The organism is Aeromonas sp. s7(2024) (assembly GCF_040907825.1).
In the GTDB taxonomy this organism is placed as follows: Bacteria; Pseudomonadota; Gammaproteobacteria; order Enterobacterales; family Aeromonadaceae; genus Aeromonas; species Aeromonas veronii.
On the sequence record NZ_JBFOCM010000021.1, the window covers coordinates 124,142 to 137,864 of the forward strand.

A 13,723-nucleotide genomic window follows, 5' to 3' on the forward strand; every position below is an offset into this window, starting at 1 on the left:
CACCCCTTCGGAGGTTAGCATGGGCCGTCGTCTTGCCCTCGCCATCACCCTGCTCTGCAGTTCACTCTCTCCCTTCTCTGCCGTTGCCGCCGACGGACAGAAAGAGCGTATCGTCAGTATCGGCCCAGCCACTACAGAACTCATTCTGGCCCTTGGCGGTGAATCGAGCCTGATCGCCACCGATGTCAGCAGCCCCTTGCCAAAAGGGTTGCCCAAGGTGGGTTATCACCGGGCGCTGGCCGCCGAAGGGATCCTGAGCCTCTCCCCCACCCGACTGGTGGGCAGCGACGAGATGGGCCCGGCCCCGACCCTGGATCAGCTGCGTCGTGCCGGGGTCAAGGTGGAGGTGCTGGATACCGCGCCGACCCTCGCCAACCTCAACCAGCGTATCGACACCCTCTCCAGCCTGCTGGGCGATAAAGCCGCTGGCGATCGCCTGAAGGCAGAGATCCAAGCTCAGACCGATCAGCTGGCGGCGCAAGCCAAACAGAACAAACCGCTCAAGGTCGCCTTCCTGCTACTGCACAAGGGGCAACCCACCAGCATCGCCGGGGGGGACACCACCGCCAGCGCGCTGATTTCGCTGGCAGGCGGCATCAATCCGGTCGCCGAGTTGCGCAACTACAAGCCGGTATCCGCCGAATCCCTCATCGAGATGCAGCCCGATCTGGTGCTGGTCAGCGGTCGTGACTGGCAGCAGTATGCCGACCCGGCCAAGGTGCTGGCCGAAGTGCCCGCCCTGGCCGCCACCCCGGCTGGCAAGCGTAACGCCATTCACGCCATCAACGGCCACGCCCTGCAAGGGGGCCTGAGCCTCAACTCCCTGCAACAGGCGAACCAGATCGCCCAGTGGATCAAGCAGGGGTCATGATGCGGTTACCCCTCTCCTGGCTGCTGGCCTTCACCACGGCCGCACTGGCGCTGTTGCTGCTCGGTTCGCTGGCAACCGGCCCCATGACCCTCACCCTGGGCGAGAGTCTACGGGCGCTGTTTGCCGGGCAGGAGAGCGGGATTGAGTCGCACAAACTGCTGATCGTGCAGGAAATTCGCCTGCCTCGTACCCTGCTCTGCATCGCCGTGGGCGGGATCCTCGGGCTCTGTGGCGCCGTGATGCAGGGGCTGTTTCGCAACCCCCTGGCTGACCCCGGCATCATAGGTGTCTCCGGCGGTGCGGCGCTCGGTGCGGCGCTCGCCATCGTGCTGCTGGCCCCCCTCGGCCAGCAGCTGCAAGCCACCATCGGGGTTGGTCTGCTGCCGCTGCTCGCCTTTCTCGGCGGCGCGCTCACCACAACCCTGGTCTATCTGCTCGGCACCCGTGAGGGAGGCACCTCGGTCACCGTCATGCTGCTGGCCGGGGTCGCCATCACGGCGCTCTCCGGCGCGGTGATCGGCCTGCTCACCTATCTGGCGGACGATCAGATGCTGCGCAACCTGAGCCTGTGGCAGATGGGAACGCTGGCGGCAGGCAAACCGGCCGATGTGGCGCTGGCCCTGCTCACCCTGGCGGCCCTGCTGTGGCTCTTTATGCGCGATGCCAATCCCCTCAACGCCCTGCTGCTGGGTGAAGGAGAGGCTCGTCATCTGGGAGTCAATGTGCAATCCCTCAAGCGCCGCCTGATTCTGCTCACCGCAGCAGGCGTCGGGGTGGCGGTGGCGGTATCGGGGATGATCGGCTTCGTCGGGCTGGTGGTGCCCCATCTGGTGCGCCTGCTGGCGGGCCCCAACCATGTCAGGTTGCTGCCACTCTCGGCCCTGCTTGGCGCCGCCCTGCTGCTGGCAGCCGATATGCTGGCACGCACCCTGCTGGCCCCGGCCGAGCTGCCGGTGGGCATCATCACCGCCCTGCTCGGCGCCCCCTTCTTCATCTGGCTGCTGGTAAAAGGCCGCCGCGCCCTGTGATACGGACTGTTATGCAACCACTCTCATCCTCACTCTCCTCCCCCCTGTTGAGCTGCAGCCGACTCAGCCTGCGCCGTGGCCAGCGCCAGATCCTGGATGGGCTCGATCTGAGCCTTGAGAGCGGTACCCTCACCGCGCTGCTCGGCCCCAACGGGGCGGGCAAGAGCTCGCTGCTCAAGTGCCTGACCGGCGAGCTGGAATATGAGGGTTCCATCACCCTGTTTGGCGCAGATCGCCAGCAGTGGGACAGCAGCCAGCTTGCCCACTGGCTCGGGGTATTGCCGCAAAGCTCCTCCCTCAACTTCCCCTTTCTCTGCGAGGAAGTGGTCGCCATGGGGCGCTTGCCCCACAGTGAACCGGCGGCACGGCGTGACGAGATTGTGGCGGCGGCCATGACCCATGCCGGGGTCGAGCATCTGGCCAAGCGGCTCTATCCCGGGCTCTCCGGCGGCGAGCGGCAGCGGGTGCAGTTTGCCCGGGTGCTGGCGCAGATTTGGCAGGCCCCCTCCCCGACCGAGCAGGCCGAGCAACCCCGCCTGCTGCTGCTCGACGAGCCTACTTCGGCGCTCGATCTGAAATACCAGCACCAACTGCTCACCATGGCGCGCGCCCTGGCCAGCCGCAATACAGCTGTGCTGGTGGTGCTGCACGACCTCAATCTGGCGGCGCGCTATGCCGACCGGCTGGTGATGCTGGAGCGGGGCAAGCTGATGGCCGATGGCACGCCAGCCGAGGTGCTCACCCCTGAGCTCATCGCCCGTCTCTATGACTATCCGGCACAGGTGATCCACCACCCCGAAAGCGGCCTGCCGATGGTGGTGTGACAAATTCAGAGTGCGGTAACGGCAGGAAGCGCGCCATTCATCCCGGAAACTGCAGCATATAAACCGGTTTTTCACACTCCATATCGCCCTGCTAACATTCATCATCGCCAGCTATGTGGTGTGAATATCCTCACACTTCGCTCAGGCAAAACCCCCGCAGCATCACCGTCTACTTATAATGACGCCGCCTCACAGAAGGCATAACTCATTGATGCTACGGAACAATTACAATGAAAAATATCAACAAGACCCTACTGGCTGCCGCCATTTCCCTCGGGATGCTGGCTGGCTGCAACAGCGACAACGACTCAAAGGCAGCTGATCCCATGGTTCGTTTTGCCACCTTCAACCTCTCTTTTGATCGCACGGCCGCCGGTATGCTGACCGGTGAACTGGCCTTGACTCGCACCGAGCAGGATGCCCTGCTGGCCCGCCTCGCGGAAGGGAGCCTGAGCGGCGCCACGGAAACCAAAGCCAAGAACGTGCAGCAGATCCGCAACGTGGCGGAGATCATCCAGCGCACCCGCCCGGATGTGTTCCTGCTCAACGAGTTCGACAACGACGGCAAAGGCGAGAGCACCGCCGATCTGAAAGCCTTCAACGACAACTATCTGGCCCACGCCCAGCACGCAGAGGTGACGGCCATCAGCTATCCGGTGATGCAGAATTTCGCCACCAACACCGGCCTGATGAGCGGTTATGACCTCAATCTGGATGGCAAAGTCAACAGCGGCCCCGACGATGCCTGGGGCTTTGGCAACTACCACGGCCAGTATGCCTTTGCGGTGATGTCCAAATACCCCATCGACACCAAGCAGATCCGCACCTTCCAGAACTTCAAGTGGAAGGATATGCCGGGCGAGCAGAATCCCATCATCGATGACTGCAACAATCCCAAGGTCAAGATCCCGGCCAGCCGCCAGTGTGGCGATGCCTGGTATTCAGACGCAGCCTGGCAGCAGTACCCGCTCTCCTCCAAGAACCACGCCGATGTGCCGGTACGCATTAAGACCGAGAAAGGGGAAGAGGTGATCCACTTCCTGATCTCCCACCCGACCCCGCCGATCTTTGCCAACGCGGCGCGTCACACCGTCAAGCACAACCGCGCCGAGATCGCCTTCTGGAACGACTACGTCAAGGGTCTCAACTACATGACCGATGACAAGGGCACCAAGGGTGGACTGGCCAAAAACGCCAAGTTTGTTATCGCGGGTGATCTCAACGCCGATCCGCTCACCGGTGACGGCGACCTGACCGCCATTCAGGATCTCCTTAACAACCCGCTGATGAATCAGGCCATCACCAATGGCACCCTGATCCCGGTCAGCGAAGGGGGACCAGAGTGTGTCAGCAAAGGGGCCGACTGCAAACGCAACCTCACTCGCCCCAACCCGGAACGGATCACCAATAGCAGCGTGCTGCAGCTGGATCACGTCATCCCCTCCGCCAACCTCAACGCGGTGAAGAGTGGTGTCTACTGGCCGGCCAGCTTCGAGGCGGGTTATCACTTGGTCTATGATGCGAAACTCGGCATCGCCAAGGGAGTCAGTTCGGATCACCGCATGGTGTGGGTCGATCTCAAACTCGACTAACTCTGCCATGACCCCGCTGCGGCGGGGTCTTTTATTGGCGATAGGTGACAAGTTGACCACGGCTCATTAATCCACCGCTTGGCATGGCATCACCCATCCATAGCGGTTGAATAGGCCCCCCGATCACAGAACCGCCGCGCCAATGGTGGTAGCATGCCTCCTCTTGCCATCCGGCCGCACGGCGGTTCCGGTGGCCCTCCCTCCTCCGCTTTCACTTTTTGAGGACGTATCTGATGGAACTGCTTCTGCTTAGTAACGGTAAAGCCAACGAATTTCCGGGTCTGCTCGGCTGGGCCCGAGATCGGGTTCAAAGCCTGCTGGCTCGCAAACAGGTCAAACGCATCCTGCTCATCCCCTACGCGGTGATCCGCAGCGACTGGGATACCCGCGCCAACGAACTTACCGAGAGCCTCGGGATCGAGACCATCAGCATTCATCACTTCGATGATCCGGTCGAGGCCGTCAATCAGGCCGATGCCATCTTTATCAGTGGCGGCAACACCTGGCGCCTCAACCAGATGTTGCATGAAAACGGCCTGATCGTGCCGATCCAGCGTGCCGTGCGCGAACGGGGCGTCCCCTATGTAGGCTGGAGCGCCGGTTGCAACGTGGCGACCCCGAGCATCCGCACCACCAACGACATGCCGGTCTGCAACGCCGCCGTGCTGCCCGCGCTGGGCCTGTTCCCGCTGCAGATCAACCCGCACTATCTGGATGCCAGCATCAGCGGCCACATGGGTGAAACCCGCGACGAGCGTCTGGCCGAGTTCTGCGCCATCAACCCGAGCGAATATGTGGTGGCTCTGCGCGAAGCGAGCCTGCTGCAGATCAGCGGCGATACCGTTGAGTACTGGAGCGCCCGCGAGCAGGACTTCAAGATCTTCAAACATGGCCAGGAGCCGCAAGCCTTTATGGACGCCGCCCCGCTGGCCGAGCTGACCCCCTTCAAGGTCGGCTAAGCCACGAAGAGCGCCGAACCACTGGCAGGCAGATGGTTCACAGCAACGTAGAAACAAAAGAGGGATGGCTCGGCGCCATCCCTCTTTTTTATCTTCATCTTTCAGCTGGTTGCAGCCTGATTACTCACCCTGCAGGGTCACCAGCACCTTGCGGGCACCGCCATCGACACGATGCTCGCCAAGCCAGATCCCCTGCCAGGTGCCGAGCGCCAACTGACCATCACGGATCGGCAGTTGCAGGCTCACCCCGAGCAGGGAGGATTTGATATGGGCGGGCATGTCATCCGCCCCCTCATAGGTGTGGCGATAGTAGGGGGCATCCTCCGGCGCCAGCCGGTGCAGATGGGCCTCCATATCGCTGCGCACGCTGGGGTCGTAATTCTCGTTGAGGGTGATCGAGGCGGAGGTGTGTTGCAGTAGCAGGTGGACCATGCCGATCCGGTAATCCGCCAGCATCGGCAGCTTGGCCACCAGCTCGTCGGTCACCAGATGAAAGCCCCGCGAACGGGGCTTCAGAGTCAGCAGGCACTGCTGCCACATCAGACGTACTCCATAAAGACGCGGGAGGTGAGTTTGGTGATGAGCTCGTAGGGGATAGTGCCAATCTCGTCGGCCACCCGCTCCACCGGCAGCCCCTCGCCCCACAGCACCGCCTCGTCGCCGGGCTTGTCGGTCGCGCCCGGCCCCAGATCGACGGTGCTCATATCCATGGAGACACGCCCCACCAGCGGCACGATGCGGCCGTTGATCAGCACGGAAGTGCCATTGGGCGCCATGCGCGGGTAACCGTCACCGTAGCCGATGGCGATCACGCCAAGGCGGGTATCGCGATCCGCCACCCAGTTGGCGCCATAACCCACCGGCTCGCCCGCCTTGTGATCCCGCACCGCAATCAGCTGGGTCTTCAAGGTCATCACCGGCTGCAGGTCGTAATCGGCCGCCACCGTGTTGGGGAAGGGCGACACGCCATAGAGGATGACACCGGGGCGCACCCAGTCGCAGTGGGAGTCCGGCCAGGCCAGAATGCCCGCCGAGTTGGCCATGGCCCGCTCGCCCAGGAGCGGCGCGGTCAACTTGCTGAACAAGTCGATCTGCTCGCGGGTAGTGGGCTGCTCCAGCTCATCGGAACGGCTGAAGTGGGTCATGATGTTGAACGGCTGCACCACGTTCTTGCACTTGCCGAGTCGTTCGATAAAGGCGGGCATCTCGTCGGCACGCACCCCGAGGCGGTGCATGCCTGTGTCGAGCTTGAGCCAGGCCACCACGGGGGCTGGCAGCTCGACCTGCTCCAGCGCTTCGAGCTGCTCCCAGGTGTGAACCGCCGTCTGCAGGTTGTTGGCCGCCAGCACCGGCAGATCGTCGGCAGAGAAGAATCCCTCCAGCAGCACGATGGGTTTGACCACGGCGCAGGAGCGCAGCATCAGCGCCTCTTCGATCCGGGCCACAGCGTAGGCATCCGCATCCACCAAGGTGCGGGCGACCGGCAGCAGTCCGTGGCCATAGGCGTTGGCCTTGACCACAGCGATGATCTTGCAAGCGGGGGCGTGGCGCTTGACCACGGCGAGGTTGTGGCGCAAGGCCGCAGTGTTGATTTGGGCAGTAGCCGCTTTCATGGTTTTCCCTTACGAGGGCACAAATGGTCTCCCCCTCATCGGGCAGAAGACCGCCACTCACTTATCGTCGTCGAAGGCCGGACCGGCATAATTGTCGAACCGGGAAAACAGGCCCTGAGCAGCAGCCAATGACTGGCTATCGATCAGGGCAGTCGTGGTAATGACGAAACCGCCATCACCTTGGGTTTACATCAATAATCGTCGTCAAACGCCGGACCGGCATAGTTGTCGAACCGGGAGAACTGACCCTGGAAGGTGAGGCGCACTCTTCCGATAGGGCCGTTACGCTGCTTGCCGATGATGATCTCGGCAATCCCCTTGTCCGGGCTGTCATCGTGATAAACCTCATCACGATAGATAAACATGATCAAATCCGCATCCTGCTCGATGGAGCCCGATTCACGAAGATCCGAGTTGACCGGGCGCTTGTCGGCCCGCTGTTCCAGGCTTCGGTTCAACTGGGAGAGCGCCACCACAGGGCACTGCAGCTCTTTCGCCAGCGCCTTGAGGGAGCGGGAGATCTCGCCGATCTCCAGGGTACGGTTGTCAGAGAGCGCCGGCACCCGCATCAGCTGCAGGTAGTCCACCATGATCATGGATAGGCCACCGTGCTCGCGTGCCACCCGACGGGCACGGGAACGTACATCGGTCGGAGTGAGGCCGGAGGCGTCATCGATATACATCTTGCCCTTCTCCAGCAGCAATCCCATGGTGGAGGAGAGGCGTGCCCAATCCTCGTCGTCGAGCTGACCGGTACGCACCTTGGTCTGGTCGATGCGACCGACCGAGGCGAGCATACGCATGATGATCTGCTCGGAGGGCATCTCCAGCGAGAAGATAAGCACCGGCTTGTCGGCGGTGAGGGCCGCATGCTCGCAGAGGTTCATGGCAAAGGTGGTCTTGCCCATGGAGGGACGGGCCGCCACGATGATCAAGTCCGAACGCTGCAAACCGGCGGTCATCTTGTCGAGATCGTTGTAACCGCTCGATACCCCGGTCACCCCGTTGTGCGGCGTCTTGAACAGCTCTTCAATCTTGTCGACGGTCTGCTCGAGGATGAGCTTAAGGGGCTGGGGCCCCTCGTTGGCGCTGGTGCGCTGCTCGGCAATCTTGAATACCTTGCTCTCGGCAAGATCCAGCAGATCGCCGGAGGTACGGCCCTGTGGCTCGTAGCCCGCTTCGACTATCTCGTTGGCGACCGAGATCATCTCCCGCACCACCGCCCGCTCGCGCACGATTTCGGCGTAGGCGTTGATGTTGGCGGCACTCGGGGTGTTCTTGGCGATCTCCACCAGATAGGCGAAGCCACCCGCCTCTTCCAGCTGTTCGGAGCGCTCCAGCTCCTCCTGCAGGGTGATGAGGTCAATGGGGTTGCCCGCGTTGGAGAGGCGGGTCATGGCCTGGAAGATCAACCGGTGCGGACGGCTGTAGAAATCCTGATCGATAACCCGTTCGGCAACCCGATCCCAGGCATCGTTATCCAGCATCAGGCCGCCCAGTACGGACTGTTCGGCCTCAAAAGAGTGGGGAGGAACTTTCAGCTGTTGTGTCTTGGCGTCTTTTTTCGCCGTCACTTGCTCTGCCATACACATAAAAACCGCAGCGGGAAGGGGACGGGAATTTTACAAAAGAAAGCCAACTACGGCGAGCCCTATCTGGCGGCTCATACCATCATAAAGGGCCAAACCAGAGTCTGCTCTACCTTGACCATTTTGATTTTGCTTCGCATTTTGCGCTCTTTGCGACTCAATCTTCTGCTTTTCATCCGGTTTACTCCTCTTGTTTGACGCCGCATCGCGGCAACCTCGTTCATGAATAATTCATGCCAGAGGTGATATTGATGAATACAAGCTGCGACACAATTAGGGACCGGCAGCCTGCCATGCGCCTTGCTGAGCTTGCCAAAGCGGAGCATGCCCCACCCACAGACGAGAGTGAAAAGAGTCAAAATGAAAAAGATGCTGACCCTGTTTGCCGTGATCCTGGCCATTGGCCTGGGGGCACCTCACGCCGAAGCCAAGAAGTTTGGCGGCGGCAAATCCTTTGGTAAAAGTTACAAAACTGCGCCGGCCCAGCCTGCGGCCAAACCGGTCGACAACAAGAATCCGACACTGAATGCCCAGACTCCGCCGAAAAAGAGCGGCATGATGGGCGGCCTGCTGGGCGGCCTGCTGGCCGGTGGCCTGTTTGCCTACCTGCTGGGCAGCGGTGCCTTTGAAGGTCTGCAAGGAATGGACTTCCTGCTGATCGCTCTGCTGGCGCTGGGTGCCGTCTTCCTGATCCGTACCCTGCGCAAGGGCAAGGTCGCGACGCCACAGCCACAACAGGCGGCCTATGCGGGCTATCAGCCACCGCAATCCACTGCCCCGCAACAGTTTGAGCAGAGCAACAGCGCACCGCAAGCCACCGGCTTTGCCGACAGCGATGTGCCGTTCCGCCTGCCGCCGGGCTTTGACATGAACGGCTTCCTGGCCGGTGCCCGAGATCACTATCGCACCCTGCAAGAGGCGTGGAACAAGAACGATCTGGAAAAAGTGCGCGAATACGTCAGCCCCGAGCTGTTTGAGCAGCTCAAAGCCGAGCGCGCCGAACTGACTGGCGACCAGCATACGGAAGTAATGTATGTCGACACCCAGCTGGTACGCGCCGACTACGGCAGCGACTGGGCTCAGGTAAGCGTGCGCTTCAGCGGCCGTTACATGGACCGTCAGGAGCAGGTCGAAGAAGACATCAAAGAGGTGTGGCACCTCGAGCGCGATCTGGCCAAAAACAATGCTCCCTGGCATATCGTCGGTATCGAGCAGCTGTAAAGTTTATATTGTCACTACGCAAGAGGCGGCCCATGGGCCGCCTCTTTTCATTTCATCCCCTCACCTGACCTCATACAGGCATTGCTATCGTCATTAATGATTGAAGAGTTGTAACCGCTACCCAACCAACGACAAAGGGCAGCCACTGGCTGCCCTTGGGGATCACATCTGGAGCTAAACGCACCGCTGACGAATCAGTTGCACCCTTCGGCAGATGTTGAGTTCAGATAGGTCACCTCATTGGACGGTTGATAATCGGCTACGTTGATCACCTTCTTGATCTCGATGTACTCCTTCAGCACGGCTGCATCCACCAAGCCGGCATTGATGGTATCGATCTTCGGATAGCCGTCACCACCGGAGGCGCTGAAGCTCGGGATCGCGAAGCTGTAGGTTGCAGCCGGATCAAACGCCTTGCCACCGATACTGGTGATATTGACGCTCTTGGCCTGACAATCCACCGCCATGTTGATACCGCCAAACTGGGCATAACCACCGGTATTGCGAGTCTTGCTTGCCACCTGGCCCAGATAGGTCGCCAGATCGCTTCCCTTCATGACAGCCTTGTTGACCGTGTTGCCAAACGGGTGCACCAGCAGCACGCTGCGGTAGGTGATATCACCGGCCGGGATGCTGTCGCGCACACCGCCTGAGTTGACGATACCAAAGTCGACACCCAGCTTGCTGCTGGTCGCCGTGGTGATGAGGCGACCCAGGTTGGTCTGCTTGTTGCGAACCGAGTTGCGATCACCAACCAGCAAGCCATCTGCCGAGCCAATGACGACATTCAGCTCTTGCTGACCTTTCTCCTGGTAACCCAGCAGGGTGTTATACAGCTCGGGATCCTTGGTGATCTCGTCCTGTACGAACTGCATCTTGGCCGGGTCCTTGGTTACGGCGCCGTTGGCATCGATCGCTTCTCCCTTGGCGTTGCGCTTGATCAGGTTGACCGGGATCAGGTCATAGCTGGTCAGGGTCAATTTGCCATTCTGGTACTCAAACTGGGCACGGCCCACATACTTGCCCCACTCGTGGGCCTGCATGATCCAGGTGCCGTTTTGCTGGTCCGGTTGGCAGTTATCACCCGGTTTGAAATTGGCGTACTTGTTGGTGGTACCCGGTTCCATACAGACCGGATTCTGGGAGTGGCCACCAATGATGGCATCCAGAGTCCCTGCCGGCAGTGCACGAGCCATCTCTACATCGCCCGGCGCATTGCTGCCGTGCTGACCATTCTCGTAATGGCCCATGTGAGTGATGGCGAAGACCAGATTGGCCTCCTTGTTGCTGCGTATCTGCTGGCCCAGTTTGGCCGCCTCGCTGGTCGGATCGCGGAACTCCAGGGTCTGCACGTTGTTGGGGTCAACCAGCTGGGCGGTATCTTCGGTGGTCAGGCCCAGTACGGCGACCTTGAGACCGCTCTCCAGCTTGAACACCTTGTAGGGGTCAAAGTAGTGTTTGCCGCTGGCCTTGTCATAGATGTTGGCCGAGAGCATGGGGAACTGGGCCCACTTGCGCTGCTTCTCCAGTACGCTGAGGGGATTGTCGAATTCATGGTTGCCCACCGCCATGGCATCGTAGCGAATGTTGTTCATCGCCATGAAGTCAGGCTCGGCGTCCTGCAGATCGGACTCCGGCACCCCGGTATTCACATCACCACCGGAAAGAACCAGTACGTCACTGCCAGCAGCCTTGGCATCGGCACGCAGCTGCTCGACCAGAGTCTTCTGGGCAGCCATACCATACTCATTTTCAGCGTTGTGCCAGAAACGGCCGTGGGTATCGTTGGTGTGCAGGATGGTCAGTTTGCAGACATTTTCGGTGCAGGGTGCAACGGTGTCATTGCTCGAGGTATTACAGCCAGTCAGTGCAGCAAGCACGGCCAGTGCCACGCCACCTTTGATAAAGTTATTATTCATTTCCATATCACCTTGATTGTTTTGTTATTTATCAACCCTGTCCAGCGGGTCGGGCGCCAATATAACAAACAACAGATGACCGTTTTTCATCGATGACTCACAAATTCTGCTAATTGTGATCTTCGGCCCAACATCCGGCTTCCTGCTGATTTATCAGGTTTTTTGTTGAGCAGTCACTCACTTGCTCCCCTCCCGCACCAAGGAGGCGCCACCCGGACGCGCCTTTATGGCATACTCCCCAGCCAGCCATGCCCGAGGAGATGATTTGATGGCCAAGTACGACAAGATTTCCCCCGAGACCCAGCAGGAGGCGATGAAAATTGCCCGTGCCAACCAGAAGCCGGGGCAGACCAAGGAACAGACCCAACTTATCGCACAAGGGATCCAGAAAGGCATCGACGAATACAAGAAACAGATGAAGGCGCGGGCCCGCAAAGCGAGCCGCCAGAAAAAATTGCAGGCCAAAGCCAGGCAGCCACAGGGCGCGCCACAAACCGAAGAGCAAGACGATCAGCTTGAAGTGGTTGAAGTAAGCCATCAGCATCCCCTGCCCTGGATCTTGCTGGTGCTGAGCTGGCTGGGATTTGCAGCAGCCTGGTTCTGGTTGCACTAAGACGCGCTAGCAAACCTTTATCCGGGATCCTCTTCACAGCCCGGGCCCGGGCTGCTGGTGATTACCTGCGAAGAGTGATTAAATTCCGCGCCTCTTGCACCGGACAACCGGTTTTTTGACGATCAGTTTTCAGGAAAGATGTTATGAACCCCGCTCCGCTCTATCTGCTGGCCCCTTTTGTTCTGTTCCTTGTGACCATGCTGCTCTATCGCATTTCGCCGCTGCGGGCGGTCGCCGCCGGTGGGGTACGCTGGTTTATCCTCCCCGCCTTCACCCTGTTTATTTTGCTGATCATCATCAATGGAGCCGCCAATCCCGCCCTGCGCGACCCGGCATTCCACTGGTTGATGCCGGGCCTTGGCTTTGCCCTGAGCCTGTTTCCGGCCCTGCCCAAGGCGCTGGTGCCACGGCTCGCCATCAAGGAGGGGGCCTTTGCCGCCCTCGGTCTGATGCTGATGAGCCTGGCCATGGTCTACTGACCAACCGGCCACAGCAGTTAGCATGATGCAAGGGGCGCTCTGTGACGGGCGCCCCTTGTACAAACAATGGCCTGCAGGCATCTTGGTAACAGGATAACCAGCAAGGAGGCCAGATGGACAATCCGCCCGATTTCATGGCGCTGTGGGATTATCAGGATCCCGCCGCCAGCGCCCTGCGTTTTCACACCCTTCTTCCCGAAGCGCGTGCCGCCGCCGACCTGCAACTCGAACTGGAGTTGCTGACCCAAATTGCCCGCACCCACTCGCTGCAGCGCCAGTTTGCCGAAGCCCATCAGCTGCTCGACGAGATAGAGCCCCGCCTCACCGATAAAACCCCCAGAGCGCGGATCAGGGCCCTGCTGGAACGAGGCCGCACCTTTAACTCGGCGGGCGACAAAGCCAGTGCCAAACCGCTGTTTGAACAAGCCTGGCAATGGGGGCTCAAGGAGAAGGAAACCTATCTCGCCATCGACGCCGCTCACATGATCGCCATCGCCGCACCATTGGAAGAGCAGAGCCGCTGGCATCAACTGGCGATGGAGCTGGCGGAACGCAGCAGTGACGAGAAGGTGCGTGGCTGGCTGGCCCCCCTTTACAACAATCAGGGCTGGACCCTGTTCGAACTGGGCCGCTTTGATGAGGCGAAAATCCAGCAGCAGAAGTGTCTGGCCTGGCATCTGCAACATAACCAGCCGGCCAAGGCGTTTATCGCTCGCTGGAGTCTGGCTCGCCTGACCCGGGCCCAGGGTCAGCACCAGCAGGCGCAGGCAGAGCTGCACCAACTCAAGGCCGATATGGCCGAGGCAGGCGAACCTGAGGATGGTTATCTGTTCGAGGAGCTGGGGGAGAATGCCTTGGTACTGGACGATCCGCTGGCTGCGGAATACTTCTCCCGCGCCTGGTTTCTGCTGTCGCAGGACCGCTGGTTCAGCGCCAACGAGGGGGAGCGACTGGCCCGCCTCAAGCGCCTCGCCAAACTCTGATCCCCAAAATAGCAAGGGCGGCACGCTAGCCG

At 60.5% G+C, this 13,723-nt stretch carries 13 protein-coding genes; 9 read left to right on the top strand and 4 right to left on the bottom strand.

Going from position 1 to position 13,723, the window contains the following annotated elements; all coding sequences use genetic code 11:
• Positions 1-19 precede the first annotated feature (19 nt).
• The 5 genes from AB5Y73_RS09195 to pepE all read left to right on the top strand — a co-directional run bounded on the left by AB5Y73_RS09195 (position 20) and on the right by pepE (position 5,274).
• The gene (locus AB5Y73_RS09195) at positions 20-871 is read left to right on the top strand and encodes a hemin ABC transporter substrate-binding protein (protein ID WP_107683519.1); all 852 of its coding nucleotides are present in this window, start codon (positions 20-22) and stop codon (positions 869-871) included.
• On the top strand, positions 868-1,899 hold the full coding sequence (locus tag AB5Y73_RS09200; RefSeq protein ID WP_005335261.1) for an iron ABC transporter permease: 1,032 nt from the start codon (positions 868-870) through the stop codon (positions 1,897-1,899). Before AB5Y73_RS09195 ends, AB5Y73_RS09200 begins: the two co-directional genes overlap by 4 nt.
• 11 nt (positions 1,900-1,910) lie before the next feature.
• A complete protein-coding gene (locus AB5Y73_RS09205; RefSeq protein WP_107683518.1) occupies positions 1,911-2,723 on the top strand; it encodes a heme ABC transporter ATP-binding protein in 813 nt (270 codons plus the stop codon).
• Between the two features lie 230 nt (positions 2,724-2,953).
• A complete protein-coding gene (locus AB5Y73_RS09210) occupies positions 2,954-4,315 on the top strand; it encodes an endonuclease/exonuclease/phosphatase family protein (protein ID WP_107683517.1) in 1,362 nt (453 codons plus the stop codon).
• 233 nt (positions 4,316-4,548) lie between these two features.
• A complete protein-coding gene (gene pepE, locus AB5Y73_RS09215) occupies positions 4,549-5,274 on the top strand; it encodes a dipeptidase PepE (RefSeq protein WP_107683516.1) in 726 nt (241 codons plus the stop codon).
• A 120-nt stretch (positions 5,275-5,394) separates the two neighbouring features.
• On the opposite strand, the gene AB5Y73_RS09220 is transcribed toward pepE, so the two are convergent.
• From AB5Y73_RS09220 to dnaB, 3 genes are all read right to left on the bottom strand, one after another.
• Entirely contained in the window at positions 5,395-5,814 is a 420-nt protein-coding gene (locus tag AB5Y73_RS09220; protein ID WP_107683515.1) for a secondary thiamine-phosphate synthase enzyme YjbQ, read from the bottom strand.
• On the bottom strand, positions 5,814-6,887 hold the full coding sequence (gene alr / locus AB5Y73_RS09225; protein ID WP_107683514.1) for an alanine racemase: 1,074 nt from the start codon (positions 6,885-6,887) through the stop codon (positions 5,814-5,816). Before alr ends, AB5Y73_RS09220 begins: the two co-directional genes overlap by 1 nt.
• A gap of 191 nt (positions 6,888-7,078) precedes the next feature.
• A complete protein-coding gene (gene dnaB / locus AB5Y73_RS09230; protein ID WP_026035132.1) occupies positions 7,079-8,473 on the bottom strand; it encodes a replicative DNA helicase in 1,395 nt (464 codons plus the stop codon).
• 363 nt (positions 8,474-8,836) lie between these two features.
• Between dnaB and AB5Y73_RS09235 the strand changes: the two genes are divergently transcribed.
• Positions 8,837-9,697: a Tim44 domain-containing protein gene (locus AB5Y73_RS09235; protein WP_107683513.1), complete on the top strand. Its 861-nt coding sequence runs from the start codon at positions 8,837-8,839 to the stop codon at positions 9,695-9,697.
• A 194-nt stretch (positions 9,698-9,891) separates the two neighbouring features.
• On the opposite strand, the gene ushA is transcribed toward AB5Y73_RS09235, so the two are convergent.
• On the bottom strand, positions 9,892-11,616 hold the full coding sequence (gene ushA, locus AB5Y73_RS09240) for a bifunctional UDP-sugar hydrolase/5'-nucleotidase UshA (protein WP_107684266.1): 1,725 nt from the start codon (positions 11,614-11,616) through the stop codon (positions 9,892-9,894).
• Positions 11,617-11,884: 268 nt separating this feature from the next.
• Here ushA and AB5Y73_RS09245 point away from each other — a divergent pair, with 268 nt between their 5' ends.
• From AB5Y73_RS09245 to AB5Y73_RS09255, 3 genes are all read left to right on the top strand, one after another.
• A complete protein-coding gene (locus AB5Y73_RS09245) occupies positions 11,885-12,229 on the top strand; it encodes a DUF2956 domain-containing protein (RefSeq protein WP_107684267.1) in 345 nt (114 codons plus the stop codon).
• Positions 12,230-12,372: 143 nt separating this feature from the next.
• A complete protein-coding gene (locus AB5Y73_RS09250; RefSeq protein WP_107684268.1) occupies positions 12,373-12,708 on the top strand; it encodes a hypothetical protein in 336 nt (111 codons plus the stop codon).
• 113 nt (positions 12,709-12,821) lie between these two features.
• Positions 12,822-13,691, top strand: a complete 870-nt coding sequence (locus AB5Y73_RS09255) for a hypothetical protein (protein WP_107684269.1) — start codon at positions 12,822-12,824, stop codon at positions 13,689-13,691.
• The last annotated feature ends 32 nt before the right edge of the window (positions 13,692-13,723 follow it).

Excerpts from the sequence above, each read along its gene's own strand:
- AB5Y73_RS09195 (WP_107683519.1), top strand. The coding sequence starts at position 20 with ATGGGCCGTCGTCTTGCCCTCGCCATCACCCTGCTCTGCAGTTCACTC.
- AB5Y73_RS09200 (WP_005335261.1), top strand. The coding sequence starts at position 868 with ATGATGCGGTTACCCCTCTCCTGGCTGCTGGCCTTCACCACGGCCGCA.
- AB5Y73_RS09205 (WP_107683518.1), top strand. The coding sequence starts at position 1,911 with ATGCAACCACTCTCATCCTCACTCTCCTCCCCCCTGTTGAGCTGCAGC.
- AB5Y73_RS09210 (WP_107683517.1), top strand. The coding sequence starts at position 2,954 with ATGAAAAATATCAACAAGACCCTACTGGCTGCCGCCATTTCCCTCGGG.
- pepE (WP_107683516.1), top strand. The coding sequence starts at position 4,549 with ATGGAACTGCTTCTGCTTAGTAACGGTAAAGCCAACGAATTTCCGGGT.
- AB5Y73_RS09220 (WP_107683515.1), bottom strand. The coding sequence starts at position 5,814 with ATGTGGCAGCAGTGCCTGCTGACTCTGAAGCCCCGTTCGCGGGGCTTT.
- alr (WP_107683514.1), bottom strand. The coding sequence starts at position 6,887 with ATGAAAGCGGCTACTGCCCAAATCAACACTGCGGCCTTGCGCCACAAC.
- dnaB (WP_026035132.1), bottom strand. The coding sequence starts at position 8,473 with ATGGCAGAGCAAGTGACGGCGAAAAAAGACGCCAAGACACAACAGCTG.
- AB5Y73_RS09235 (WP_107683513.1), top strand. The coding sequence starts at position 8,837 with ATGAAAAAGATGCTGACCCTGTTTGCCGTGATCCTGGCCATTGGCCTG.
- ushA (WP_107684266.1), bottom strand. The coding sequence starts at position 11,616 with ATGAATAATAACTTTATCAAAGGTGGCGTGGCACTGGCCGTGCTTGCT.
- AB5Y73_RS09245 (WP_107684267.1), top strand. The coding sequence starts at position 11,885 with ATGGCCAAGTACGACAAGATTTCCCCCGAGACCCAGCAGGAGGCGATG.
- AB5Y73_RS09250 (WP_107684268.1), top strand. The coding sequence starts at position 12,373 with ATGAACCCCGCTCCGCTCTATCTGCTGGCCCCTTTTGTTCTGTTCCTT.
- AB5Y73_RS09255 (WP_107684269.1), top strand. The coding sequence starts at position 12,822 with ATGGACAATCCGCCCGATTTCATGGCGCTGTGGGATTATCAGGATCCC.